This is a genomic window from Microbacterium sp. G2-16M, from assembly GCF_055809115.1.
In genome coordinates this window covers 1,251,447-1,276,384 of record NZ_CM147897.1, presented here as the reverse complement: position 1 = coordinate 1,276,384, position 24,938 = coordinate 1,251,447, and the positions used below count along the sequence as shown (strand labels likewise).

Here is a 24,938-nt window from a genome sequence, read left to right as displayed (position 1 = left end):
CCCGGCTCTACGGCTCGTCGACGGTCGGCCGCAACTCCAGCTGGTGCTGGTGCGCGAGCCGCCGCAGCGCGAGGATCACGGGTTCGTACAGGGCGGTGCCCAGCACGGCGTACGCGGTCGCCTCGGCGGGTGTCTGCCGGGCCGTCGGCGCGACCTCGGCGGCCGCGACATCCCGCATCGGGTCCGCGTAACGGTGCAGCGTCGTCTCGTCCCAGGGCAGGCCGGCATTCTCCACGGCACGGATCGCCGTCTCCAGCTGGCCCACCGCGGCGAAGTCCGGATCGTAGGTGAGGCCCGCCCAGGCGATCGCGGTGCGAGCCCGGTCATCGGCGATCGGCTCGTCGACGTACGGCGGCAGCGCACTCACCGCCCGCCCCATGGTCGCGACGGGGTCGGCCAGGGGAGTGTCGATGAGCGCGAGGATGTCGCGCACTCGGCTGAGCGGGAGGCCGCGGACCCCCGCCAGCGCCGAGATGACCCGCAGCCGCGACAGATGCTCGTCGTCGTACTCGGCGCTGGTCGGGGAGGTCGCCGCGCCGCGGGGGAGCATCCCCTCGCGGATGTAGTACTTCAGCGTCGCGACCGGGACGCCGCTGCGCTCGGACAGCTCGGAAATCTTCATTCCACCCTCGATGTGTTGACCGGATGACTAGAGAGTACTACTATCCAACAATAGATACTGTGACTATCCAAGGAGGAGCGATGGACCCGATCATCGCGATCGTCGTCGGCGTGACCGTACTCGCCGTGATCGGCATCGAGTCCGGGGGAGTGTTCCTGCTGCGGGTCGTCTCGCGCGGGCTGGAGTTCAATGCCCTGCAGAAGTCCTTCTTCCGCGCCGGCCACGCCCACGCCGGGGTGTTGGTGATCCTCGGGATCGTCTGCCTGCTCCTGCAGGCAGCCGCCGGGGTGACCGGCGGCTGGGAGTGGGCGGGCGTCGGCGTGCTGGCCGCGGCGCTGCTTGTGCCCGGCGGGTTCTTCCTGTCGGTCCTCGGATCCGACCCGAAGCGCCCGGGCCGAGCCATCGCGCTGCTGTGGACGGGCGTGGCCGTCCTGGCGGTCTCGCTCGCCGTCACCGGAGTGAGCGTCATCGTGGCGGGTGTCGCCGCGCTGGGATGATCGAGCGCAGCCGGATGCTGCGCCGCGGCGGGCGCCTGTTCATGAAGCGTCCGCGCTCCCAGGTTAGGCTTGCGTAATGGCTCTCTTCTCTCGCGGCCCGAAGACGACCGACTCCGGGAAGGACGCGTCGGCGGCCGACGACGGCAGCGCGACGGCACCCGCCCCCGAGGCGGATGAGGCGTCGACTGCGGCTGCGGCCTCGGCCTCGGGCGAGGCGTCGGGTACTGACGAGACGTCGGGTACTGACGAGATGTCGGACGGTGGCGAGGCGTCGGACGGTGGCGAGGCGTCGGACGCGGACGAGACGTCGGGTACTCACGAGACATCGGGTACCGACGAGGCGTCGGGTACTGACGAGGCGTCGGACGCTGACGAGACGTCGGATACTGACGAAGCGTCAGACGCTGACGAAGCACCGGGTAGGGACGAAGCACCGGGTGCGGATGAGGCGGCCGACGCGACGGGCGCAGCCGCGGCGGCCGACGCGACGAGCGCAGCCGCGGCATCCGCCCCCGACGCGACCGACGACGCGGCGACGCCGTCGGATGCGGCATCCACCGAGGGCGCGCCGCAGGTCGGCATCTCGACGACCTCGTACGGCGGCTTCGGTGCGGAGAGCACCGCGCGGCCGGCCGCCGTTCCCGCACTGACGGGCGAGGCGCCGCCGCCGAGCGAGACGATCCCCGGGCTTCCGGACAATGTGGTGCTCCGGGCGGCCCTGGCCGCACTCGGCACCGACCCCGAGGGCCACGAGATCCTCAATGTGGCCCGCCAGCTCTTCCAGGGCAACGTGTACCTGCGCGTGCAGGGCAACGCGCAGGAGCTGATGAAGGCGGGCGCCGAGATCCCGCTGGCGGTCGCCACCCGCGATGACGGTCAGTACGTCATGGTCTACAGCTGCGGCGAGGCGCTCGCCGCCGCCGTCACCGCCGACGGCGACACCGAGACGTCCGCGATGGGCCAGGCGGCCCCGGCCGTGCTGCAGTACTCGCTGCAGGGCGACTTCGCCGGAATCATCCTGGATCACGCGTCCGCACCGGCGTCGGTGGTGCTCCCGCGCGCGCTCATCGAGCGCATGTTCGCCGAGGTCGACCCGAACCTGACGCTGAAGCGACTGGTGACCGGGGAGCGCACCGACGAGACCGTCGCTGCCGTCGCCGATGCCCTCGCCACCGTGCCGCTGTGGATCGCGGTCAACCGCGCCTCGGAAGAGGACGACTGGGGCGTCGCCGAGTCGCGCACCGACGACGGCGAGCGGATCCTTCCGGTGTTCTCGCATCCGCTGGAGGTCGTGGCGCTCGGTCGGGATGACCGCCCCACGCCGTTCTCACCCGCCCAGCTCGGCTCGGCGCTGCGCACCGACGAGGGCATCTCCGGTGTCGTCGTCGACCCGGCAGGTCCCTGGATCCGCATCGACCGCGCCGATCTCGGCCCGGTGATGGCGCTGCCCGAGCCCGAGGCCGAAGAGCAGATCGCCGATGAGGGTTCCGCCGGCGAAGAAGACGACTGACGCACGCCCGGCCACCTGTACGCGGGAACCGGCCGCACGTTAGCCTGAGGCATGGCCTCCGACCGGATCACGCTGACCGCCCCGGGACCGCACGGCGCCCGTGAGATCGGGCTGTCCAGCCCCGACCGCGTCCTCTGGCCCGAGGTCGGCGTCACCAAACGCGAACTCGCCGAGTACTTCCTGGCCGTCGCCGACCCGTTCCTGGCCGCCAACGGCGACCGACCCGTCTCACTCGAGCGTTTCCCCGGCGGCATCGACGGCGAGAGCTTCTTCTCGAAGAATCCGCCGAAGGGGGCTCCCGACTTCGTCGAGGCCGTCACCGTGACGTACAACAGCGGGCGACGGCATCCTCAGCTCGTCCTCACCGAGATCGCGGTCGCCGTGTGGGCGGCGCAGATGAACACCGTCGTGTTCCATCCGTGGGCGTCGCTGGCCTCCGACGCCGACAAGCCGGTCGAGCTGCGGATCGATCTCGACCCGCAGCCCGGCACTGACTTCGCCGATGCGGTCGCCGTCGCCCCGGCGCTGCGCGACGTGCTCGCCGAGGCGGGACTGGATGCCTGGATCAAGACCAGCGGGAGCCGCGGGCTGCACGTGTTCTGCCCGATCGAGCCGACGCACGAGTTCCTCGACGTCCGGCATGCGGTGATCGCGGCCGGCCGCGAGCTGGCCCGGCGGATGCCGGACAAGGTCACGATGGACTGGTGGAAGGAGGAGCGCGGCCAGCGCATCTTCGTCGACTTCAACCAGGCCAATCGCGACCGCACGATGGCCGGGGCGTACAGTCCGCGCGCGCTGGCGGGCGCCACCGTCTCGACCCCGGTGCGCTGGGACGAGCTGGCCGGCATCGACCCGATGTCGTTCACCGTGCGGTCGATCCCGCAGCGACTGGCCGAGGTCGGCGACCCCTGGGCGGAGTTCTCAGCGAAGCCGGGCCGCATCGACACCCTGCTGGAATGGTGGGAGCGCGACGTCGCGGACGGGCTCGGCGAGCTGCCCTTCCCGCCCGAGTTCCCCAAGATGCCCGGCGAGCCGCCGCGGGTGCAGCCGAGCCGCGCAAGGAAGACCGATGAGTGAGAATGCGAGCATCGTCGACCGCCTGATCGCGGGGGCGCTGCAGACCCCGCGACTGATGCGGATGCCGATCCCGATGTACCGCGCCGGGTTCGGCTGGCTGCTCGGCAGGCGTCTGGTGATGATCGAGCACCTCGGGCGCGTCTCGCACGAGCCGAAGTACGTCGTGGTCGAGATCGTGGAGCGTACGCCGCAGCGGATCGTGGTCGCTTCGGGGCTCGGCCGCCGGTCGCAGTGGTATCGAAATCTCAAGGCGAACGGCGTCGCGTTCCTGAGCACCGGGCATGCGCGTCGCGTGCCCGCGCACGTGCGGTTCCTGGATGCCGCCGAGTCGGCCGAGGTGCTCGACCGGTACACGCGCGAGCACCCGCTTGCGTGGAAGCACCTCAAGGGGGCGATGGATGCCGCCGCCGGCGGCGATGCCGACATCCCCCTCGTCGAGTTCACCCGCCCTCGCCCCTGACCCCGGCCGCCGCCGAGGTTGTCCTCGGTTCGCCGAGAATGTCCTCGGTTCGTCGAGGTTGTCGTCCGTTTGCCGAGGTTGTCCTCGGTTCGTCGAGATTGTGCTCGGTTCACCGAGGTTGTCGTCCGTTTGCCGAGGTTATCCTCGGTTTACCGAGGTTGTCGTCCGTTCGTCGAGGTTGTCCTCGGTTTGCCGAAGTTGTCCTCGGTTCGCCGAAGTTGTCTCCGGTTCGGCGAGATTGCCGTCATCCGACACGGGTATGCCGGGTTCAGCATGCGGCAGCGCCGCTATTGGAGCACGCTGTCAACATCGAACGCGGCGACCGTCTCGAGCTGCTCGAAGGTGCATGACCGCGGGTCGCGGTCGGGACGCCAGCGCTCGAACTGCACGGTGTGGCGGAAGCGCCAGCCCTCGAGTTGGTCGTACCGCACCTCGAGCACGCGCTCGGGGCGCAGCCGCACGAAGCTCACGTCCTTCCCGGCGCTGAATCGGGACTTGTCCGTCGCTCCGGTGACGGCATCGCCCGCGGCATCCCGTTCCACCAGCGGGGCAAGCTCGTCGACGAGCTCTGCACGACGGATGTCGCTGAATGCCGACACTGCGCCGACGTTGTGCAGAGCTCCATCCGGCGTGTAGAGGCCCAGCAGCAGCGAGCCGACGCCGGTTCCCGACTTGTGGATCCGATAGCCGAGCGCGACGACGTCGGCGGTTCGGGCGTGCTTGATCTTGAGCATCGTGCGCTTGTTCGGCGCGTACGGCTGGGTGAGCGGCTTTGCGACCACGCCGTCGAGCCCGGCACCCTCGAATTCGTCGAGCCAGCGGCGCGCGGTCTCTGTATCTCGGGTTGTGCGGGTGAGGTGGATCGGATGCGGCAGCTGCGCCACGAGGCTCTCGAGTTCGCTTCGTCGCGCCTCGAACGGCTCGGGCTGCAGATCACGGTCGCCGCGGGCGAGCAGGTCGAAGGCGATGAACATCGCCGGGGTCTCGACCGCGAGCTTCGCAACGCGTGAGGCGGCGGGGTGGATGCGCTGGCTGAGCGCTTCCCAATCGAGCCGACGGTGGCCGGCCTCACCCATCGGCACCGCGATCTCGCCATCGAGCAGGCATGGTTCTGGCAGGAGGTTCGCGAATGCCTCGACGAGTTCGGGGAAATACCGGGTGAGTGGCTTCGCTCCGCGGCTGCCGATCTCGACGTTCTCGCCGTCACAGGACACGAGGCCGCGGAATCCGTCCCACTTCGGCTCGTAGCTCAGCCCGCCGGCGACACTGTCGGACTCGGGGATGCGGGGCACGGACTTCGCCAGCATCGGCGCAGGGATGTCATACGGCATGAACCCATGATGCCGGTCCGAAGGTTCGGTCGCGAGGGTGACATCCGTGAGGGTGACATCCGTGAGGGCGACATCTGCGAGGGCGACATCCGTGAGGGCGACATCTGCGAGGGGTGATATCGGTGCAGGTGACATCGGTAAGAGCACCCGTCCGCCCCGGTCGCGTGCAGGGCGTGCTTGCAAGAGAACCACAGGGCGAGTCGGTGACCACCTCGGCGCCGCGCGCTTCTCTCTGCTGTCCTGCCCTCGTGTCGTCCGCTACGCGGCGCGCCAGTGTTTCCGCATGAGCGGCGGGGGTGGATCCCAGGCCCATCGGATCGCCGACCCGCTGGGCAGGGGGACGGGTGGATTGGAGCGGCCCGCCGGTGGATGCAGCATGAATTCGCTGTTGTGATCTCGGCGGATGCGCCATCCCTGGTTGTGCAGGAGAAGATGATGGAATCTGCACAGGAGGATCCCGCGATCGACGTCGGTCCGGCCGCCGTCATCACACCAGTGGTCGATGTGATGCGCTTCACAGTACGAAGCGGGGACGGTGCAGCCGCGCCATCGGCATCCTCCGTCTCGGATGGCCAGTGCGATGCGCTGCTTCGACGTGAACAGCCGCTGTTCCCGCCCCACATCGAGCGGATTTCCGCAGGAATCGACCGTCACCGTCACCGTTCCGGTGTCGCACAGCGCACGATCGATCATTGAGCCGGGAAGGACGTCTCCGCCGTCTTCGAGATGGGCGACTGTGGTGAGCCGACCGAACGCATCGCGGGGGCCGATCAGATCCTTGACGGCGACGAGCCGGACGCCCGGCTGGCGAGCGCCGAATACGTCTTCCGCCGAGGCGAGCGACCCCGCCCGCAGGACGCCCATGAGCAGATCGTAGGCGAGCTGGTCGTTCGTGCGTGGATCCTCGATCAGGTCTTGTGAGGCCGCGCGCTCTTCGTCGGTCATGAAGCGCGGGCCGCCTCGTCGGGGGCGGAGTCCCGCAGCCAGGATCGAGTCGACCCATGCTCCCATCTCATCGTCGAAGACGATGTGTCCCTGGTGGCGCCCTTCAGCGTCGCGCCAGGTGCGGAGGGATCGAGCGTCGAACCGCTGGTCGAAGCGCTCTTGCGCTCCGGATTCGTCCAGACTGTCGCGAACCTGCCGGGCGCGGCGTCGCAGCTCTTCGACCGAGTACTCGGCCGACTCGCGCAGGAGTTGTTCGGCCGCGAGCTGCCACGCCTCGTGGGCGAGGCGGGATGCTTCTTCGTCGCCGGTGTCTGCGGACTCCGCATCCGGATGCCCCGCCACGGAGCGGGGAAGGGGAGGCTCGCCGAGGCCCCAGAGGAGTGCCTCGTGCTGGGCGGCAGTGATGACACCGGCCAACAGGGCGCGGCGCAGCGGTTCATCCCACTGCGTCCGACCCTCGGAACGTCCGGCTTCGACGTCAGTCGCAGCGGGTTGGTCGTTCGCGTCCGGCGGAGACGGGAGCTCGCCCTGATCATCGCCATCAAGGAGAGAGGTGCCCAGCTTGACCTGCCGGCGCGCCTCGGCGCGCGACGAGCCCGAGATCTTCTGCACCATATCGATCGGCGACCGGTGGCCATCACCGGCGGCCAGGCCGCTCTGGCCCTGCGCGCGCGATGACCGGCGCGCCACGACCCCCGCGGCGACGACGCGAACGCGCTCGAGTGAGGTCGCGAGCGCCGCCGACGTCTTCAGGATCTGTACGACCTCATCGTCTGCCAACGCATCGACGGCGGCCGGCAGCTCAGCCGGATCGACGTCGAGCTCGGGATGCGCGGACAAGTCGTCCGTCAGGTCGCGCGTCTCGGACAAGAAGGTCATACTCAATAATGACATCGACCACGGACATTCGAAGCGAACAACGAGAAGTGGTGGAGAACTCGCGTGATTGCGCGCTTCATCCCCGGCTGGGGAGGAACCGATGGATCAGCATCCGGGGCCGGAGGGGTCCTCGGTGCAGGTGTGCGCGACGAGCGCGGTGTGCGCCTCGAGGATCCGGATGCTCTGGGCCGAGCTGGTCGCCGTGACGTACCCCGCGACGGGCCGCCATCTGCCGTCGCCGAAGTTGACGGAGGGTGCGTAGGACACCGTGACGGTCGCACGGTAGGTGCCGCGCTCGGAGTACGTGTGGCTCGTGCCGGTGGGCGTGAATTGGGCATCTCCGTTGTGCGCCCATGTGGTGCCGCCTGTTCTGGTGGTCGAGCCGCCGCCATCGCCGTACGACCAGTCGAAATGATGCGGAACGAACCGGACCGCGACCGCGAAGTCGAAGAGTTCGCCGTGGAGCGTCTGCGTGCTGGTAGCGGCGACCAAGTTCAGGGGAAGTCCCGCGATCCCCACGCGGTCGGGTTCGCTGGTCAGCGTCGGGGGAGTCGGCCGGAACGAGACGAGATCGTTGAGGGTCACCGCCGGGATGGTGCGCGTCTTCGGCGACGTGGTGGGGGATGGTGCCGGCGTCGGATTTATCCGGCACGCGATCGCGGGCGACTCGCAGTCGACGGCGGTGTTCTCGGGAGTGGAGGGCTCGGGCGAGCGAGAAGGAGTGCGTGGGTCATCCCTTCGGGCTGTGTTGCCCACTGTCGGGTGATTTGCGCCGCTGTCATCCTTGTTCGCTCGGTTCGGACTCTCCGACCCTCGTGTCTTCTGAATTCCATCGATGTCAACGCTTGAGCCGGTGTTCACCGGGCAGCTTGAAGTCCACCCTGTGCTGATGCAGGGAGGTGGATCGGCGGTTGTGGTTGGAGAGTCGAACCGAGCGCTCGCTAGGGCGAGCATTAGGACGACGGATACGAGATGCATTAGTCGCACGACGGCTCACCGCTTCGACCAGTGACATTCGCGATCAGCCACCCCGTAGAACTGGAATCGGAGCGTTGCACTTTTACCGTGACACTCTGTAAATCCACGCGGTCTGAACTGACCTTGGATTCACCATTCCTGTCGGTGACCTGCACATCTTGAACGTTCCAGCATGCGGCCACGAGGAGCACGTTGTCGGGCGTATCGGGCGGCCTCGTGGCCGGTTCGGTTAGGGTCACGCCGCTCTGCCCAGACACGGTCCACCCGTCTGCATGCATCTGCGTGAGCGACTTCTTTTCGGAGTCCAGCGCATCGCCGGTCTCCCACTTGTACACGTCCTCGAACGTCGACGGGTCGGCCAGGTCGACGTTGTTCAACGCGTCGACGTACGCCCGGTACGTCTCCTCCGCGGCTTGGAACGCCTGAGCCTCACTGGTGAAGCGCGGCGTCGGGGTCGGCGTCTCGTGCGGCTCCGGCGCGCACCCGGTCAGCAGCCCCGCGGCGCAGACGCCGGCGACGACTGCGGTGACCGTGGCACGGATGAGACGAGAAGACACAAGCCCACGGTAGCGATTCGGCGCGACATCCCGCGGAAGTTGTCCACAGCCCCGGACCACAGCCCGAGCGCCGCCACATCCCAGCCCTACCCCGCGCGCCCGCCCGGCAGTTCCCCCTGCAGGCGCCGCGCGACCTCGGCTGCCGGCATCCGGCGAGGGAAGACGGCGATCACGAGATCATCGGGGCCGGCCGCGGCATCCTCGTCCAGCACCCCGAACCGGCGCATCGCTTCGTCCAGCGCCGCGCGCAGCACCGATTCCGGCACCCGCTTGGATCCGCGGATCAGGCGGCGCAGCACATGGTTGTGGATCGCAGTGACCAGGGCGGCGAAGCCGACGGCATCCACCGGATCCAGCCCCGGCAGGGCCGCGCGCAGATACTCGTCGAACAGGCGCTCGTAGCGGAACACGGTGACGATCTCGCGCTCGCGCAGCGCCGGCACCTGCCGCACCACCGCGTAGCGCTGTCGCGCGAGCTCGGGGTCGGCGGCGAAGTGCCGGAACACCTTGAGCGAGGCGTCCCGCACGGCCACCCACGGGTTGGCGTGCGGCTCGGCCAGATAGTCGCGCAGCATCTGCAGAAGCAGCTCGTGGTCGGCGAAGACGACGTCGTCCTTGCCGCCGAACTGACGGAAGAACGTCGATCGCGAGACCCCGGCCGCCTTCGCGATCTGCTCCACGCTCGTCGCCTCGAAGCCCTGGCGGTCGAACAGGTCCAGCGCGGCCGCCATCACCGCCGTGTGCGCACGAGAGACGGGCGGGGAAGAACTCATCCTCTGAGGGTAGCGGGTGGGATGCCGCGGACCGAGGCCGTTCAGGCTCGGGTAGTAGGCTGTGTGATCGGTCGATTTATCTCGACGTCGAGACGTTTTTCGCCTCGCCACACCGCATCACCACCCCGCATTCGTCCCAGCGAAGGATTGTAAGTGGATCTCTACGAGTACCAGGCACGAGACCTGTTCGAACAGTATGGAGTGCCGGTGCTCCCCGGCATCATCGCCGACACCCCCGAGGAAGTGAAGGCCGCGGCCTTGCAGCTCGGCGGCGTCGTCGTGGTCAAGGCGCAGGTCAAGGTCGGCGGCCGCGGCAAGGCCGGCGGCGTGAAGGTCGCCAAGACCCCCGACGAGGCATACGAGGCGGCACAGTCGATCCTCGGCCTGGACATCAAGGGCCACACCGTCAAGCGCGTGATGGTCGCCGGCGGCGCCCGCATCGCGAAGGAGTTCTACTTCTCCGTGCTGCTGGATCGCGCCAACCGCTCCTACCTGTCCCTGGCCAGCGTCGAGGGCGGCATGGAGATCGAGCAGCTCGCCGTCGAGAAGCCCGAGGCGCTCGCCCGCGTCGATGTGGACCCGCTCACCGGCATCGACCAGACCAAGGCCCTCGAGATCGCGCAGGCGGCCGGCTTCGACGCCGAGCTGGCGCCCAAGGTCGCCGACGTGTTCGTCAAGCTGTACAACGTGTACAAGGGCGAGGACGCGACCCTGGTCGAGGTCAACCCGCTGGTCCAGACCGAAGAGGGTGACATCATCGCCCTCGACGGCAAGGTGTCGCTCGACGAGAACGCGGCCTTCCGCCACCCGAACCACGAGGCGCTCGAGGACAAGTCCGCCGCCGACCCGCTCGAGGCCAAGGCCAAGGCGAACGACCTGAACTACGTCAAGCTCGACGGCCAGGTGGGCATCATCGGCAACGGCGCGGGCCTGGTCATGTCGACGTTGGATGTCGTGGCCTACGCGGGCGAGAAGCACGGTGGCGTGAAGCCGGCCAACTTCCTCGACATCGGGGGTGGGGCATCCGCCACGGTCATGGCCGCGGGACTGGACGTCATCCTCGGCGACCAGCAGGTCAAGAGCGTGTTCGTGAACGTGTTCGGCGGCATCACCTCGTGCGTGGCCGTCGCCGAAGGCATCGTCAAGGCGCTGGAGATCCTCGGCGCCACCGCGACCAAGCCGCTGGTGGTGCGACTGGACGGCAACCAGGTCGACGAGGGCCGTGCCATCCTCGCGGCCGCGAACAACCCGCTCGTGACGCTCGCCGCCAGCATGGACGAGGGCGCCGACAAGGCCGCCGAGCTGGCCAACGCCTGAGCCCGCTGACGAGACAAAGGAACAGAAGATGTCGATCTACCTCAACAAGGACTCCAAGGTCATCGTCCAGGGCATCACCGGCGGCGAGGGCACCAAGCACACGGCGCTGATGCTCAAGGCCGGCACCCAGGTCGTCGGCGGCGTGAACGCGCGCAAGGCCGGCACCACGGTCGCCCACACCGACAAGGACGGCAACCCGGTCGAGCTGCCCGTGTTCGGCACGGTCGCCGAGGCCATCGAGAAGACGGGAGCCGACGTGTCGATCGCGTTCGTCCCGCCCGCGTTCACGAAGGACGCGATGATCGAGGCCATCGACACCGACATCCCTCTGCTGGTGGTCATCACCGAGGGCGTCCCCGTCGGCGACACCGCCGAGGCGTGGGCGTACGCGCAGTCCAAGGGCAACAGGACCCGCATCATCGGCCCGAACTGCCCCGGTGTGATCACGCCCGGCGAGGCGCTGGTCGGGATCACCCCGGCCAACATCACCGGCAAGGGCCCGATCGGCCTGGTCTCGAAGTCGGGCACCCTGACCTACCAGATGATGTTCGAGCTGCGCGACCTGGGCTTCTCCACCGCCATCGGCATCGGCGGCGACCCGGTGATCGGCACGACGCACATCGACGCCCTCGCGGCGTTCGAGGCCGACCCCGAGACCAAGGCGATCGTCATGATCGGCGAGATCGGCGGCGACGCCGAAGAGCGCGCGGCCGACTACATCAAGGCGCACGTCACCAAGCCGGTCGTCGGCTACGTGGCCGGCTTCACCGCCCCCGAGGGCAAGACGATGGGCCACGCCGGCGCCATCGTCTCGGGCTCGGCGGGCACCGCGCAGGCCAAGAAGGAGGCCCTCGAGGCCGCCGGAGTCAAGGTCGGCAAGACGCCGTCCGAGACCGCCGACCTGATGCGCGAGATCATCACGTCGCTCTGATCGACTGACGCCTCAGAGGGGGCGGATGCCGCGGCCCGCAGTGCGGGATGCTGCGGCATCCGCCCCCTCGGCCGTACGGCTGCGGCACGATGAAGTCATGACAACACTGCCCACAGCGCTCACGCTCGTCGGCGGCCCCACCGCCGTCATCGAATTCGCCGGCGTGCGGATGCTGACCGATCCCACACTCGACGACCCCGGCGAGTATCCGAGCGGGGGAGTGTCGCTGCACAAGCTCACCGGGCCGGCACTCGGACCCGACGAGATCGGCGAGATCGACGTCGTGCTGCTCTCGCACGACCAGCATCCCGACAATCTCGACGTCGCGGGCCGCCGCTACCTGGCCCGCGTCGGCACGGTGCTGTCCACCGCCGACGCGGCTGGGCGGCTCGACGGGGTGACCGGCCTGGCGCCGTGGCAGACCCACGCCGTCGACGGTGTGGAGATCACCGGGCTGCCCGCCCGGCATGGCCCCGTGGGCGCCGAACGGCTCTCGGGCGCGGTCACCGGATTCCTGCTGCGCGCACCGGGCGAGCCGACCGTGTACGTCTCGGGAGACAACGCCGCCGTCGAGCTGGTCGAGCAGATCGCCGCCCGGGTCGGCCCCATCGACATCGCGGTGCTGTTCACGGGCGCGGCCAACGTCGGCCGGTTCGGCGACGACGACCTGACGCTCAACGCGCGCACCGCGGTCGAGGCCGCCCGTGCGCTGGGCGACGCGGTGATCGTGCCGGTGCACGCCGAGGGCTGGCACCATTTCAGCGAGACCCGCGAGCGGCTGGTGCGCGAATTCGAGTACGCCGGCCTCACGCATCGGCTGCGCGTGCCCACGGCGGGGGAGCGCCTCGTCCTCTGACCCGCCCCGGATGCGCGGGGATGCGCGCGGGATGCACCCCGGATGCGCGCGGGATGCCGCAGCCCGCAGCATCCGCCCCTTCGTCGCGTCGGCAGACCGGCCCCCTCTCCTGCGCGAGAACACGCTCGTGCACGCGTGGAGCCGGAAAAAGCGTGCACGAGCGTGATCTCGCGCTGACGGCGGCGCGGTAGCGTGAGGACATGCCACTGACCGGAGAGTACAAGCCGAGCACCGCATCGTGGGCGCGCAAGCAGGCCGAGACGTTCGAGGCGAGCGGCGGTGCCGAGGCGAACGAGCTGCGCGGCAAGCCGATCATCGTCCTGACCACGGTCGGCGCGAAGACCGGTGCGCTGCGCAAGACCGCGCTGATGCGGGTCGAGCACGAGGGGCACTACGCCGTCGTCGCGTCCAAGGGCGGGTCGCCCGACGAGCCGAAGTGGGCGTCGAACATGCGAAAGCACCCGCACGTCGAGCTGCAGGACCTCGGCGTGAAGCGCGACTATCTCGCCCATGAGGCAGCCGGGGCCGAGCGCGAGACGTGGTGGGCGCGCGCGGTCGAGGCGTTCCCGAACTACGCCGAATACCAGACGAAGACCGACCGGCTCATCGCCCTGTTCGTCCTCGACCCGATCACGGACTGAGCGCCGCCGCGGCGACGCGCCGGCTCAGTCCTCGTAGCCGATCAGCCAGGTCACGCCGAACCGGTCGGTGGCCTGCCCGTCGTGGGCGCCCCGCGGCCGCAGCTGCAGCGGGTCGAGCACCGCCGACACGCGTCAGCCGCCGATGACCGCCTCGAGCGGGCCGCGGGCGAAGTAGATCACGAAGCCGGCGGCGACGATCCACAGCAGCGGGCTGATCAGCCGCGCCTTGCCGGCGAGCGACCGGATGACGACCCAGGCGATGAACCCGGCGCCGATGCCGTTGGCGATCGAGTAGGTCAGCGGCATCACCGACACGGTCAGGAACACCGGGACCAGCACCGACATGTCCTTGAGCTCGATCCGGCGGATCTGCGACATCATCAGCGCACCGACGATCACCAGCGCGGCCGAGGCGACCTCGCTGGGCACGATCGAGGTCAGTGGCGTGAGGAACATCGCGAGCAGGAACAGCACACCCGTCACCAGGTTGGCCACCCCCGTGCGCGCGCCCTCGCCGATGCCGGCGGCGGATTCGACGAACACGGTGTTCGACGAGGCCGAGGCCCCGCCGCCGACGACCGCGCCGACGCCCTCGACGATCAGCGCGGACTTCAGCCGCGGGAAGTTGCCCCTCTGGTCGGACAGGCCGGCCTCCTCGGCGAGGCCGGTCATGGTGCCCATCGCGTCGAAGAAGTTCGTGAAGACCAGGGTGAAGACGAGCATGATGCCGGCGATGGCGCCGATCCGGCCCCAACTGCCGACCAGGTCGACCTGGCCGACCAGGCCCAGGTCGGGCAGGCTCAGCCACTGCGACGGCAGCGTCGGCACCGACATCCCCCAGCCACCGGGGTTCGACTCGCCGCGGGCGCCCAGGTGCCAGATCGCCTCGACGATCATCGCGACCACGGTGCCCGAGACCAGCGCGACCAGCAGCGCGGCCTTGATCTTGCGAGCCATCAGGATGCCCGCCAGCAGCAGGGTGAACACGAACAGCAGCGCCGGGACGGTCGCGATCGAGCCGCCGCTGCCGAGGCCGACGGGCGGTGACGGCAGACCGGTCGCGGTGACGAATCCGCCGTCGACCATGCCGATGAACGCGATGAACAGGCCGATGCCGACGGTGATGCCGATCTTCAGCTCCATCGGGACGGCATCCATGATCATGCGCCGCAGGCCGGTGGCCGACAGCAGGACGATGATCAGGCCATTGATCACCACCAGCCCCATGGCCTCGGGCCAGGTGAGCTGGCCGACCACGCTCACCGCGAGGAACGAGTTGATCCCCAGCCCCGCGGCGAACGAGAACGGCAGCCGCGAGATGAGGCCGAACAGGATCGTCATCACGCCCGCGGTCAGGGCGGTGACGGCGGCGACCTGCTGGTTCTGCAGGGCGTTGCCGGCCACGTCCTGCGTGCCGCCGAGGATGATCGGGTTCAGGATGACGATGTAGGCCATCGTCACGAACGTGACGATGCCGCCACGGATCTCGGTGCCCAGCGTCGAGCCGCGGCGGGTGATCTCGAAGAAGCGGTCGAAGCCGTTCTTCGGGGCGCGGTCGTGCTCTGCGGCGGTGTCGGTGGCAGGGGCTGTGCTCATAGTCGGGGGACCTCCGCCACAAAACCTAGCGCCCCGCACGCCGATTCACAGCATCCATCCAGGAACGCGCGCGAATCGCGCGCGCGGGCGTGGCCGCGAGGTCGGATGCCGCGGGCCTGGGTAGTGTCGACTGCGCCCATGCAACGCCTGCTCATCGTCTTCCTCGCCGCGTTCGACGCCGTCATCGCGGCCGCCGTCGGCGTCGCCGTCGTGCTGGCTCCGCTGACCCTGCTGTGGGTGGTGGGGATCGGCGCGCCGGACTGGTCGGCGCTGTGGCCGGCGACCGGCGCGATCTGGCAGCTCGGCCACCTCGTCCCGCTGGCCGTGCACCTGCCCACCGAGTACCTCGCCGTCGCCGGGATCCCGGAGGATGCCGCCTCGTTCTCCCTCTCGCTCGCTCCGCTCGCCCTGGCCGGCAGCACCGCGGTGTTCGCCGCCCGATCCGGCGCGCGTGCCGGTCGCAGCGGGCACTGGGCGGTGGGAGTGCTCTCGAGCGGCGTCGTGTTCGCCGCGGCATCCGCGGTCATCGCGCTCACCGCCCGCACCCCGATCGCCGCACCGCAGCTGTGGCAGGCGGTGCTCCTGCCGACCCTCGTCTACCTGCTGCCGTCGCTGGCCGGCGCCGTCGGCACGGCCTGGCGGGATGCGCCCGGCCTTCTCGCGCAGCTGCGCCACGCGCTGACGGACCTGCCCGGATCCTGGCCCGAGGCGCCCGCGCTCATGCTGCGCGGAGCGGCGGTCACCCTCATCGCGATGATCGGCCTGGGCGCGCTGACGGTCGTCGGCGGTCTGATCTTCCGCGGCGACGAGGTGATCGCGCTGTTCCAGGCCGGCAACTTCGACGCCATCGGCGTGATCGTGGTCGCGCTCGCGCAGCTGGCCTATCTGCCCACCCTCGTGCTCTGGGGTGCAGCGTTCCTGGCCGGCCCCGGGTTCGCCGTGGGCGCCGGGACGGCCGTCTCGCCGGCCGGCACCCAGCTCGGCGTGGTCCCGGGGCTGCCGGTGCTCGGCGCGCTCCCCGAGTCGGCCTCGCCCTGGCTGCTCGCCCTGGTCCTGCTGCCGATCGCGGCGGGCGCGCTGGCCGGATGGATGCTGCGCGCCCGGCTTGCCACTCCCGCACACCGGTCGGATCTCGGGCTGCGCGCCGGCCTTGCTGTGGGGGTCGCCGCGCTGAGCGGGGCCGGGGCGGCGCTGCTGGGCTGGCTCTCGTCCGGGGCGATCGGACCGGGCCGGCTGGCCGAGGTCGGCCCGCAGCCGGGACCGTTCGCGCTGGCGTTCGGGCTGGAGGTGCTCGTCGGGGCGGCGATCATCCTGCTGACCCCCCAGCGCCCCCTGCACCCGGAGGTGGCACCGGCGCTCGAGCCGCGTCGCGCCGATCCTGCGCCGACAGCGGATGCCGCGATCCGCGACGTCCCGCGGGACCCGAACCGGCTCGAGGACGAGAACGACACCGCCCCCATCGAGCCCGTGCCGATCGAGCGGGGTCTGCTCGCCTCATCCGAGGACGAGACCGACACCGCCCCCATCGACCCGGGCTTCCTCGGCCGCGACTGACCTGGCGACCGGCGGGACGGGCCGGGCGCCGCTGCGCCCGTGGGTAGACTGGGCGCGTGCTCACGGTCGCCGTTCTCATCTCAGGCGCCGGCTCGAATCTGCGTGCGCTGCTCGAGGCCGCCGACGACCCCGCGTACCCCGCCCGCATCGTCGTGGTCGGCGCGGACCGGCAGGCCGACGGGCTCGATCACGCCGAGGCCTTCGGCATCCCGAGCTTCACCGTCCCGTACTCGGCCTACCCCACCCGCGAGGAATGGGGGGCCGAGCTGGACGCCCAGCTGCGCACCTGGCAGCCCGACCTGGTCGTGCTCAGCGGTCTGATGCGGCTGCTGCCGTCGTCGGTGGTGGATGCCTGGGCCCCGCACATCGTGAACACGCACCCCGCATACCTCCCCGAGTTCCCCGGCGCCCACGGCGTGCGGGATGCGCTCGCCGCCGGAGCCACCCAGACCGGAGCCAGCGTCATCGTCGTCGACGACGGAGTCGACAGCGGACCGGTGCTCGCGCAGGAGCGCGTGCCCGTCCTCACCGGCGATGACGAGCACACTCTGCACGAGCGCATCAAACCCGTCGAGCGGCGCCTGCTCATCGACGTGGTGCGACGCATCGCCACCGGCGAGCTGGATCTCGCCGCGTCCCGCCCCGCGCAGAGCGTCTGACCCGATCCCGACAACGAACCAGGAGCACCTATGGCCGGCCCCCGTCACGATCCCTCCCTGTACCGTCAGCGCGATGTCGTGCCGATCAGGCGGGCGCTGGTCTCGGTCAGCGACAAGACCGACCTGGTGCCGCTGGCCGAGGCGCTGGCCGGTGCCGGGGTCGAGATCGTCTCGACCGGGTCGACGGCGGCCACGATCCGCGACGCCGGGATCGCGGTGACCGATGTCGCCGCCGTGACCGGCGTGCCGGAGATGCTGGACGGGCGGGTCAAGACACTGCACCCGAACGTGCACGGAGGCCTGCTGGCCGACCTGCGGCTGCAGGCCCACGAGGACGAGCTGGCCGAGCTGGGGATCCAGCCGTTCGAGCTGGTCGTGGCCAATCTGTACCCGTTCGTGGAGACCGTGCGCTCCGGCGCCTCCAGCGACGACGTGGTCGAGCAGATCGACATCGGCGGACCGGCGATGGTCCGCGCCTCGGCGAAGAACTACGCGAACGTCGCGATCGTGGTCTCGCCGGAGTCGTATCCGGCCATCATCGAGGCCGTCGGCGCCGGCGGCACGTCGCTCGGCCAGCGCAAGGAGCTGGCCGCCCGCGCCTTCGCGCACACCGCCAACTACGACCGCGCCGTGGCGACCTGGTTCTCGGAGGAGACCCTCGCCGAAGGCGTCGACCTGCCCCAGCACCTGACCATCCGCGCCGAGCGGATCGAGCCGCTGCGGTACGGCGAGAACGCCCACCAGCGCGCCGCCATCTACTCGCGCGTCGGCGGTCACGGGATCGCCCAGGCCACGGGGCTGCAGGGCAAGGCGATGTCGTACAACAACTATGTGGATGCCGATGCCGCCCTGCGTGCTGCGTTCGACATGGTGCTGCCGGCCGTCGCCATCATCAAGCACGCCAACCCGTGCGGCATCGCGGTGACCGCGCCCAACGCGCTGGACCCGATCGCCAGCGCGCACCTGCGGGCGCACGAGTGCGACCCGCTGTCGGCGTTCGGCGGCGTGATCGCGGCGAACCGCACCGTCACCCTGAAGATGGCCGAGAACCTCCGCGACATCTTCACCGAGGTGATCGTGGCCCCCGGCTTCGAGCCCGAGGCCCTCGAGCTGTTCAAGCTGAAGAAGAACCTGCGCGTCCTGCAGCTGCCCGCCGACTGGACCCAGGAGCGCATGGACGTGCGCCTGGTCTCGGGCGGTCTGCTGCTGCAGGACGCCGACCGGTTCCCGGACGACATCGAATCCGTTGCCGACAAGTGGGAGCTGGTCTCCGGCGAGCGTCCGTCCGACGCCGAGATGCAGAACCTGATCTTCGCGTGGAAGTCCTGCCGTGCGGTCAAGTCGAACGCGATCGTCCTGGCCAAGGACTCGGCGACCGTGGGCATCGGCATGGGCCAGGTGAACCGGGTCGATTCGTGCAAGCTGGCCGTCGAGCGCGCCGGCGACCGCGTGGTCGGCTCGGTCGCGGCATCCGACGCGTACTTCCCGTTCTCGGACGGTCCCGAGACCCTCATCAACGCCGGCGTCACCGCGATCGTGCAGCCCGGCGGGTCGGTGCGCGACCAGGAGACGATCGATCTGGCCAAGGAGCGCGGGATCACCATGTACTTCACCGGCGAGCGCCACTTCTTCCACTGATCGGGCCGCACCCGGCTGCGCCCGCGCCTGTGGCCGCGGGCGCGGCCGGGTAAGGTCGATGCGGGAATACGGGAGGACGCATCGGTGATCTGGGAGATCGACGACGCCACACGCACGATCGAGGGCCTCGACGCGCATGGTCGACCGATGCCCGGCTACGCGGCCTCGCTCGGACTGCTGCCGGCGCGTCCGGGTCAGCGCGTGCTGGCGACCCTGTGCGAGGCGGCGATCGCACTGATCCTGCTGCTGCCGCTGCTGATCGTGGCCCTGCCGGTCCTGGTCGGGGCGGCGTTGGACCCCGAGCCGCAGCAGGTGCTCGCAACCCGGTCCGACCTGATCATCGTGCTGATCTGCGCGGCCGCGTCGTGGTTCCTGTCGATCGCGTTCATCATCGTCCAGCTCGTGCTGCACGGCCGCCGCGGGGTGACCGTGGGCAAGGCGATCGCCGGCATCCGGTCGGTCAACGTGCGCACGCTGGAGCGCCCCGGCTTCTGGCGCGGCGCGGTGGTCCGCTACCTGGTCCTGGCAGCGAGCATGATCGTGCCCCTGATCGGGCCGGTGCTGGTGATCGCCGTCTCGCCCCTGATCGATCCTGAGCGCCGCGGCCGCGGATGGGCCGACCTGGCCGGTGCGACCTGGTTCGTCGACGTGCGCCGCGGCCTGAACCCGTACGACGGCAAGCGGATGCGCATCGCCCGCAAGACCGTGACCACCCCGCTGCGCGACGTCGTCACCCGGCTTCCGTCGCTGGCGACCCCGGCCGACCCGGTGGTCGGGGCGGCCGCGTTCCCGGTCGCGCGCAGCACCGGCGGGGTACTCGGAGCGCCCCGCACCCAGGCCTCCGGCGCCGCCGCGCCGCCGGCCGCCGCTTCGGCCGCTGCGCAGTCCCGCCCGCCGGTCACGCCTGCGGCGCCCACGCCGCCGAGCCCCGCGCCGACGAGCCCCGCGCCGACCCACCCCGCCCCGACGAGTCCCGCACCGACGAGTCCCGCACCGACGAGTCCCGCACCGACGAATGCGGTGGATGCCGCACCTTCGATCTCCCCTCCGGCCAGGGATGCCGCACCCGCCGCCGCGTGGGCTCCGCCCTCGCTGCTGCCCGAGCCCCCGGCGACGACGGGCCAGGCGGGCGCGCCGTCGGCTCCCGCAGCTGCGGCCCCGGCGCCGTCGGCCGCAGCATCCCCCGCCCCGGCGACACCGGCCGCCCCCGCTTCGCCCGCCGTCCCGGCAGCGGGCACCGCCACGCTCGTCCTGGAGACGGGGGAGCGCATCGCGGTCGCCGGCGACGGCGTGCTGCTCGGGCGCGCCCCGGCCCGCGCGCGCGGGGACGCCGAGCTCCTCCCCGTCCCCGTCGCCGACACGACCAAGTCCGTCTCCAAGACGCACGTCGCGGTGCACCGGATCGACGGGGTCTGGGCCGCCGAGGACCGGCACTCCACCAACGGCAGCGCGATCGTGCGGGACGGCACCCAGCACGAGCTCCTGCCCGGGCGACCGCTGGCGTTGCGGGACGGCGACGAGCTGCGCTTCGGCGACCGTCGCGCCCGCTTCCAGACCGACTGATCCGCCGACCCCGACGAGGAATCTCCGATGAGACTCAAGCTGACCCTGCGGCGCCAGAACGGCCAGACCACCGACATCGCGGTGACATCGGACGCGACCGCGACCGTGCAGGACGTGGCGCGCAAGATCACCGAGACCGACCCGGCACGGCTCGGCGCGGGCCCGGCGGAGGGCATCCTCACCCTCAGCGTCGCCCCGCCGACCTCCGGCGATCACACCGTGCTCGACCCCGACATGCCCATCAGCGACGCTCCGGTCGGGTCCGGGTTCGTCGCGACGGTCACCACCCTCGGCGACCGGTACGCGTCGTCCCGCTCTGCCGACGGCCCGGCGCTGGCGACCCTGCACGTGGTCGGCGGACCGTTCGCCGGGCACGAGTTCGCGCTGCGCAAGGGGTCGTTCACGATCGGGCGGGCGCCGGAGAACGACATCGTCGTCGACGACGCGCTCGTCTCCAAACGGCACGCCCGCATCGAGGTCGGCACGGGCGTGGAGGTCGTCGACCTGAACTCGGCGAACGGGATCGTGGTGGACGGCGGGCTGGTGCAGCGCCTGCGGGTCATCCCGGGGCAGCGCTTCATGCTCGGCGACACCGAGCTGGTCGTGCGGATGCTCCAGGACTTCGCGCCGGTCACCCAGGATCCGGTGCTCGAGCGCGGCGGGACGCTGCTGTTCAACCGCAGCCCGCGGGTCGAGCCGCGGTACGCCGGGCAGGAGCTGTCCGAGCCGCGCATGCCCAAGGACCCGGTCACCCGACTCTTCCCGTGGCCGATGCTGGTGGCCCCGCTGATCCTCGGGCTGTCGATGTTCGCGATCAACGGCCAGCCGCGCTCGCTGCTGATCGTGCTGATGTCGCCGCTGATGCTGTTCGGCAACTTCATCTCCCAGCGCACGAACCTGGGCCAGCGGCTGCGCAAAGAGTCCGAGGTCTTCGAGCGCACGTTCGAGGAGCTCGAGGAGACGCTGTACCGCGAGCGGCCCCGGGAACGCGAGACCCGCAACGCCGAGGTGCCGCCGGTGGCCGTGGTGTTCGAGCAGGCGATGCGGCTCGGTCCCATGCTGTGGACGCGCCGCCCCGAGCACTGGAACTTCCTCGCGGTGCGCCTGGGCACCTGCGAGGCGCTCTCGCGCACGGTGATCCACCGCTCCGAGGGCACCGACTCGCTGCCCGAGTACGTCGATCGCGTCGACCGGCTGCAGGAGCGCTACCGCATGATCGACGGCGTGCCCGTGCTCGAATCGCTGCAGAGCGTGGGGGTCATGGGCATCGCCGGGCCGCAGCGCGAGGCGGCGGACGCGCTGCGCGGGCTGAGCGTGCAGCTGTTCGGGATGCACTCGCCCAACGACCTGGTGGCCGTCGCGCTCACCGAGCCGGAATGGGCGCGCGAGCTGGAATGGCTGAAGTGGCTGCCCCACACCTCCAGCGAACGCAGCCCGTTCCGCGACATGCCGCTGTCCGACTCGGCGTCCACCGGCGCCGCGCTGCTGTCCGGGCTGGAAGAACTGGTCATGCGCCGCTCGACCGCCACCGCATCGCCCCGGCCGCCCTACGGCGAGGACTGGGACCCGATGCGGTTCGGCACCGATGTGAAGCGCGCCGCCGAAGAGGCATCCTTCCCCGGTCAGACCGCGGTCGTGGTGATCGTGACCGCCGACGCGCCGGTCGACCGTGCACGCCTCACGCAGGTCCTCGAGCGCGGCGCCGACGTCGGCGTGTACGGGGTGTTCGTGGCTCCGGTCGTCGAGGCCCTGCCGGCGGTGTGCCGCAGCTTCGTGGATGTCGGCGGCGGACTCGAGCATGCCCGCGTGGGCACCGTGCGCAGCGGCGTGGACTACCCGGATGCCGCGGTCGAAGGCGTCTCGAACGAGCTGATGAACGTGCTGGCCCGGCGCCTGGCCCCGGTCACCGATGCCAGCACCGTCGTGGAGGACGCCTCCGACATCCCCAACTCGGTGATGTTCCTGTCGCTGGTGGGATCCGAGCTGGCCACCACCCCGTCGTTCGCGGTCGACCGCTGGCGCGAGAACAACACGATCATCGACCGGTCGGGCCCGGCCCTGCCCCGGCTGAAGAAGGCGGGCACGCTGCGCGCGCTCGTCGGCCACGGCGCGACCGACGCGATGACCCTCGACCTGCGCACCCAGGGCCCGCACGCCCTGGTCGGCGGCACCACCGGTGCGGGCAAGAGCGAGTTCCTGCAGGCGTGGGTGCTGGGCATGGCGGCCGCGCACAGCCCCGACCGGGTGACGTTTCTGTTCGTCGACTACAAGGGCGGCTCGGCGTTCGCCGACTGCGTCGAGCTGCCGCACTGCGTAGGCCTGGTCACCGACCTCAGCCCCCACCTGGTGCGCCGGGCCCTGACCAGCCTGCGCGCCGAGCTGCACTATCGGGAGCACCTTTTCAACCGCAAGAAGGCCAAGGACCTCCTGGAGATGGAGAAGCGCCGCGACCCCGAGACCCCGCCGGCCCTGGTGCTGGTGATCGACGAGTTCGCCGCCCTCGCCGGCGAGGTGCCCGAGTTCGTGGACGGCGTGGTCGACATCGCCCAGCGCGGCCGCTCGCTCGGCATCCACCTGATCATGGCGACGCAGCGTCCGGCCGGCGTCATCAAGGACAACCTGCGGGCGAACACCAACCTGCGCGTCGCGCTGCGCATGGCCGACGCCTCGGACTCGAAGGATGTCGTGGACGACCCGATCGCGGGCAGCTTCGACCCCAGCATCCCCGGCCGCGGCATCGCCAAGACCGGCCCGGGCCGCCTGGTGCCGTTCCAGTCCGCGTACGCCGGCGGCTGGAGCACGGACGAGCCGCCCGAAGCCGATGTGAGCGTGGCCGAGCTGCGGTTCGGCTCGGTGCAGAGGTGGGAGGAGGAGGACCGCGGCGATGCCGACGTGCACGACGGCGACCCCGGCCCCAACGACCAGAAGCGGATCGTGGCCACCCTCATCGCGGCCGCTGCGGACGCCGGCATCCCGGCCCCCCGACGCCCGTGGCTGGACGACCTGGAGGCCACGGTGGACGTGCGCGAGCTGTCGGCCGGGCGTGCCGGGTCGATCCTGCTGGGCAAGCGGGACGTCCCGGAGCGCCAGCTGCAGGAGGCGGTCCACTTCGAGCCCGACCGCGACGGGTCGATGCTCGTGTACGGGACCAGCGGGTCCGGCAAATCCACCGTGCTGCGCACGATCGCGATCGCCGCGGCCATCGGCCGGCGCACCGAGAACGTCGAGGTGTACGGGCTGGACTTCGGCTCGGGCTCGCTGAAGAGCCTCGAGGTCCTGCCGCACGTGGGATCCATCATCCCCGGCGACGACGCGGAGCGCGTGCAGCGCGTGCTGCGCACCCTGGCCGCGGTGCTGGACGACCGCGGCAAGCGGTTCAGCGCGGCCAATGCGTCCAGCGTCACCGAATACCGCGAGCTGACCGGGCGGGACGAGTCGCGCATCATCCTGCTGCTGGACGGGCTGCCGCAGTTCCGTTCGGAGTGGGAGTCCACCAGCGCCCGGATGCCGTTCTACCAGGTGTTCATGCGGATCCTCGGCGAGGGGCGCCCGCTCGGCGTGCACGTGGTGGCGACCGCCGACCGCTCGGGCTCGGTGCCCACCGCGGTCAGCTCGAACGTGTCGCGCCGCGTCATCCTGCGCCTGTCGGACGAGAACGCGTACTCGCTGCTGAACGCCCCCAAGGATGTGCTGGACGAGCGCTCCGGCCCGGGCCGTGCCATCGTCGACGGCTTCGAGACGCAGATCGCGGTGCTCGGCGGCACCCCGAACGTCGCCGAGCAGACCAAGCTGCTCGGGCAGCTGGCCGAAGAGCTGCGGACGCGCGGGATCCGCGAGGTCGCCGAGATCGGGTCGCTGCCCACCCGCCTGGCGCTGGACGAGCTGCCCGACCGGGTCGGCGAGTTCCCTGTGCTCGGCGTCGCCGAGGACACGCTCGCGCCGCGCGGCTTCGACCCGGCCGGCACGTTCGTGGTCGCCGGGCCGCCGATGGCCGGCAAGACCACGGCGATGAAGGCGCTGATCACCGCCATGGTGCGCTTCGACCCCGAGGTCAAGCTGTTCCACCTGGGTGGGCGGCGCTCGCAGCTCAAGGAGTTCGCGCCCTGGGTGCGCAGCGCGACCACCCCGGACGACGCGAAGGACCTCGTCACCGAGCTGAGCGACCTGGTCGCCGACGAGGCGCTCGGGATGCGGCTGATGATCGTGGTGGAGGACGTCCCGCAGTTCGCCGACTCGCCGGCCGAGCGGCCGCTGAAGGCGCTGTTCCAGGCGATCAACCGCAGCGAGCAGTTCCTCATCGGCGATGCCGACATCACCCAGGTCACCAGCGGGTTCGGACTCATCGGCGACTTCAAGGCGGGCCGGAAGGGCATCGTGCTCAAGCCGGATTCGTTCGACGGCGAGGCGGTCTTCAAGGTCCCGTTCCCGAAGGTCAAGCGCGCCGAGTTCCCCGAGGGGCGCGGCATCTTCGTGCAGGCCGGTCGGGCCGTGACCGTCCAGATGCCGCTGGCCGAGGCATCCGTGCTCACCGTCGCGTCCCCGGCCGCCGGATGA

20 protein-coding genes are annotated in these 24,938 nt (G+C 70.6%); 13 read left to right on the top strand and 7 right to left on the bottom strand.

Annotated features, from left to right (window positions below):
* Nucleotides 1–7: 7 nt before the first annotated feature.
* The gene (locus AC0L6F_RS06125) at nt 8–622 is read right to left on the bottom strand and encodes a MerR family transcriptional regulator (protein ID WP_473539567.1); all 615 of its coding nucleotides are present in this window, start codon (nt 620–622) and stop codon (nt 8–10) included.
* A gap of 80 nt (nt 623–702) precedes the next feature.
* Here AC0L6F_RS06125 and AC0L6F_RS06120 point away from each other — a divergent pair, with 80 nt between their 5' ends.
* From AC0L6F_RS06120 to AC0L6F_RS06105, 4 genes are all read left to right on the top strand, one after another.
* Nucleotides 703–1,119: a hypothetical protein gene (locus AC0L6F_RS06120; protein ID WP_473539566.1), complete on the top strand. Its 417-nt coding sequence runs from the start codon at nt 703–705 to the stop codon at nt 1,117–1,119.
* 76 nt (nt 1,120–1,195) lie between these two features.
* Entirely contained in the window at nt 1,196–2,629 is a 1,434-nt protein-coding gene (locus AC0L6F_RS06115; RefSeq protein ID WP_473539565.1) for an SseB family protein, read from the top strand.
* A gap of 51 nt (nt 2,630–2,680) precedes the next feature.
* Nucleotides 2,681–3,706 (top strand): non-homologous end-joining DNA ligase, encoded by a 1,026-nt coding sequence (gene ligD, locus AC0L6F_RS06110; protein WP_473539564.1) that lies wholly within the window; start codon nt 2,681–2,683, stop codon nt 3,704–3,706.
* Nucleotides 3,699–4,166 carry a nitroreductase family deazaflavin-dependent oxidoreductase gene (locus AC0L6F_RS06105; RefSeq protein ID WP_473539563.1) on the top strand — a complete coding sequence of 156 codons (468 nt, stop codon included), beginning with the start codon at nt 3,699–3,701 and terminating at the stop codon, nt 4,164–4,166. Before ligD ends, AC0L6F_RS06105 begins: the two co-directional genes overlap by 8 nt.
* A 287-nt stretch (nt 4,167–4,453) precedes the next feature.
* Here AC0L6F_RS06105 and AC0L6F_RS06100 read toward each other — a convergent pair whose 3' ends face one another.
* From AC0L6F_RS06100 to AC0L6F_RS06080, 5 genes are all read right to left on the bottom strand, one after another.
* Nucleotides 4,454–5,497, bottom strand: a complete 1,044-nt coding sequence (locus tag AC0L6F_RS06100; protein WP_473539969.1) for an ATP-dependent DNA ligase — start codon at nt 5,495–5,497, stop codon at nt 4,454–4,456.
* A gap of 258 nt (nt 5,498–5,755) precedes the next feature.
* Nucleotides 5,756–7,321 (bottom strand): HNH endonuclease signature motif containing protein, encoded by a 1,566-nt coding sequence (locus tag AC0L6F_RS06095; RefSeq protein WP_473539562.1) that lies wholly within the window; start codon nt 7,319–7,321, stop codon nt 5,756–5,758.
* A 105-nt stretch (nt 7,322–7,426) separates the two neighbouring features.
* A complete protein-coding gene (locus AC0L6F_RS06090) occupies nt 7,427–7,906 on the bottom strand; it encodes a hypothetical protein (protein ID WP_274637696.1) in 480 nt (159 codons plus the stop codon).
* Nucleotides 7,907–8,298: 392 nt separating this feature from the next.
* On the bottom strand, nt 8,299–8,856 hold the full coding sequence (locus AC0L6F_RS06085) for a hypothetical protein (protein WP_473539560.1): 558 nt from the start codon (nt 8,854–8,856) through the stop codon (nt 8,299–8,301).
* An 86-nt stretch (nt 8,857–8,942) separates the two neighbouring features.
* Nucleotides 8,943–9,629, bottom strand: coding sequence for a TetR/AcrR family transcriptional regulator (locus AC0L6F_RS06080; RefSeq protein ID WP_473539558.1), 687 nt, complete (start codon nt 9,627–9,629; stop codon nt 8,943–8,945).
* Nucleotides 9,630–9,782: 153 nt separating this feature from the next.
* Between AC0L6F_RS06080 and sucC the strand changes: the two genes are divergently transcribed.
* The 4 genes from sucC (at nt 9,783) to AC0L6F_RS06060 (ending at nt 13,374) form a co-directional block, all read left to right on the top strand.
* Nucleotides 9,783–10,946 carry an ADP-forming succinate--CoA ligase subunit beta gene (gene sucC / locus AC0L6F_RS06075; RefSeq protein WP_473539557.1) on the top strand — a complete coding sequence of 388 codons (1,164 nt, stop codon included), beginning with the start codon at nt 9,783–9,785 and terminating at the stop codon, nt 10,944–10,946.
* A 28-nt stretch (nt 10,947–10,974) separates the two neighbouring features.
* Entirely contained in the window at nt 10,975–11,877 is a 903-nt protein-coding gene (gene sucD / locus AC0L6F_RS06070) for a succinate--CoA ligase subunit alpha (protein WP_473539556.1), read from the top strand.
* A gap of 97 nt (nt 11,878–11,974) precedes the next feature.
* A complete protein-coding gene (locus tag AC0L6F_RS06065; RefSeq protein WP_473539555.1) occupies nt 11,975–12,733 on the top strand; it encodes an MBL fold metallo-hydrolase in 759 nt (252 codons plus the stop codon).
* Nucleotides 12,734–12,933: 200 nt separating this feature from the next.
* Nucleotides 12,934–13,374 (top strand): nitroreductase family deazaflavin-dependent oxidoreductase, encoded by a 441-nt coding sequence (locus tag AC0L6F_RS06060; RefSeq protein ID WP_473539553.1) that lies wholly within the window; start codon nt 12,934–12,936, stop codon nt 13,372–13,374.
* 132 nt (nt 13,375–13,506) lie between these two features.
* Here AC0L6F_RS06060 and AC0L6F_RS06055 read toward each other — a convergent pair whose 3' ends face one another.
* Nucleotides 13,507–14,970 carry an NCS2 family permease gene (locus AC0L6F_RS06055; protein ID WP_473539552.1) on the bottom strand — a complete coding sequence of 488 codons (1,464 nt, stop codon included), beginning with the start codon at nt 14,968–14,970 and terminating at the stop codon, nt 13,507–13,509.
* 138 nt (nt 14,971–15,108) lie between these two features.
* Here AC0L6F_RS06055 and AC0L6F_RS06050 point away from each other — a divergent pair, with 138 nt between their 5' ends.
* The 5 genes from AC0L6F_RS06050 to AC0L6F_RS06030 all read left to right on the top strand — a co-directional run bounded on the left by AC0L6F_RS06050 (nt 15,109) and on the right by AC0L6F_RS06030 (nt 24,938).
* Entirely contained in the window at nt 15,109–16,524 is a 1,416-nt protein-coding gene (locus AC0L6F_RS06050; protein ID WP_473539551.1) for a cell division protein PerM, read from the top strand.
* A 56-nt stretch (nt 16,525–16,580) separates the two neighbouring features.
* Nucleotides 16,581–17,183, top strand: a complete 603-nt coding sequence (purN, locus tag AC0L6F_RS06045) for a phosphoribosylglycinamide formyltransferase (protein WP_274637704.1) — start codon at nt 16,581–16,583, stop codon at nt 17,181–17,183.
* Between the two features lie 30 nt (nt 17,184–17,213).
* On the top strand, nt 17,214–18,821 hold the full coding sequence (gene purH, locus AC0L6F_RS06040; protein ID WP_274637705.1) for a bifunctional phosphoribosylaminoimidazolecarboxamide formyltransferase/IMP cyclohydrolase: 1,608 nt from the start codon (nt 17,214–17,216) through the stop codon (nt 18,819–18,821).
* 84 nt (nt 18,822–18,905) lie between these two features.
* Nucleotides 18,906–20,384, top strand: a complete 1,479-nt coding sequence (locus tag AC0L6F_RS06035; protein WP_473539550.1) for an RDD family protein — start codon at nt 18,906–18,908, stop codon at nt 20,382–20,384.
* Between the two features lie 27 nt (nt 20,385–20,411).
* Complete coding sequence (locus AC0L6F_RS06030) at nt 20,412–24,938, top strand: FtsK/SpoIIIE domain-containing protein (RefSeq protein WP_473539549.1); 4,527 nt, start codon at nt 20,412–20,414, stop codon at nt 24,936–24,938.

Excerpts from the sequence above, each read along its gene's own strand:
- AC0L6F_RS06055 (WP_473539552.1), bottom strand. The coding sequence starts at position 14,970 with ATGAGCACAGCCCCTGCCACCGACACCGCCGCAGAGCACGACCGCGCC.
- AC0L6F_RS06125 (WP_473539567.1), bottom strand. The coding sequence starts at position 622 with ATGAAGATTTCCGAGCTGTCCGAGCGCAGCGGCGTCCCGGTCGCGACG.
- AC0L6F_RS06105 (WP_473539563.1), top strand. The coding sequence starts at position 3,699 with ATGAGTGAGAATGCGAGCATCGTCGACCGCCTGATCGCGGGGGCGCTG.
- AC0L6F_RS06120 (WP_473539566.1), top strand. The coding sequence starts at position 703 with ATGGACCCGATCATCGCGATCGTCGTCGGCGTGACCGTACTCGCCGTG.
- AC0L6F_RS06060 (WP_473539553.1), top strand. The coding sequence starts at position 12,934 with ATGCCACTGACCGGAGAGTACAAGCCGAGCACCGCATCGTGGGCGCGC.
- ligD (WP_473539564.1), top strand. The coding sequence starts at position 2,681 with ATGGCCTCCGACCGGATCACGCTGACCGCCCCGGGACCGCACGGCGCC.
- AC0L6F_RS06030 (WP_473539549.1), top strand. The coding sequence starts at position 20,412 with ATGAGACTCAAGCTGACCCTGCGGCGCCAGAACGGCCAGACCACCGAC.
- AC0L6F_RS06100 (WP_473539969.1), bottom strand. The coding sequence starts at position 5,497 with ATGCCGTATGACATCCCTGCGCCGATGCTGGCGAAGTCCGTGCCCCGC.
- sucD (WP_473539556.1), top strand. The coding sequence starts at position 10,975 with ATGTCGATCTACCTCAACAAGGACTCCAAGGTCATCGTCCAGGGCATC.
- AC0L6F_RS06080 (WP_473539558.1), bottom strand. The coding sequence starts at position 9,629 with ATGAGTTCTTCCCCGCCCGTCTCTCGTGCGCACACGGCGGTGATGGCG.
- AC0L6F_RS06050 (WP_473539551.1), top strand. The coding sequence starts at position 15,109 with ATGCAACGCCTGCTCATCGTCTTCCTCGCCGCGTTCGACGCCGTCATC.
- AC0L6F_RS06065 (WP_473539555.1), top strand. The coding sequence starts at position 11,975 with ATGACAACACTGCCCACAGCGCTCACGCTCGTCGGCGGCCCCACCGCC.
- AC0L6F_RS06115 (WP_473539565.1), top strand. The coding sequence starts at position 1,196 with ATGGCTCTCTTCTCTCGCGGCCCGAAGACGACCGACTCCGGGAAGGAC.
- AC0L6F_RS06095 (WP_473539562.1), bottom strand. The coding sequence starts at position 7,321 with ATGACCTTCTTGTCCGAGACGCGCGACCTGACGGACGACTTGTCCGCG.
- purH (WP_274637705.1), top strand. The coding sequence starts at position 17,214 with ATGGCCGGCCCCCGTCACGATCCCTCCCTGTACCGTCAGCGCGATGTC.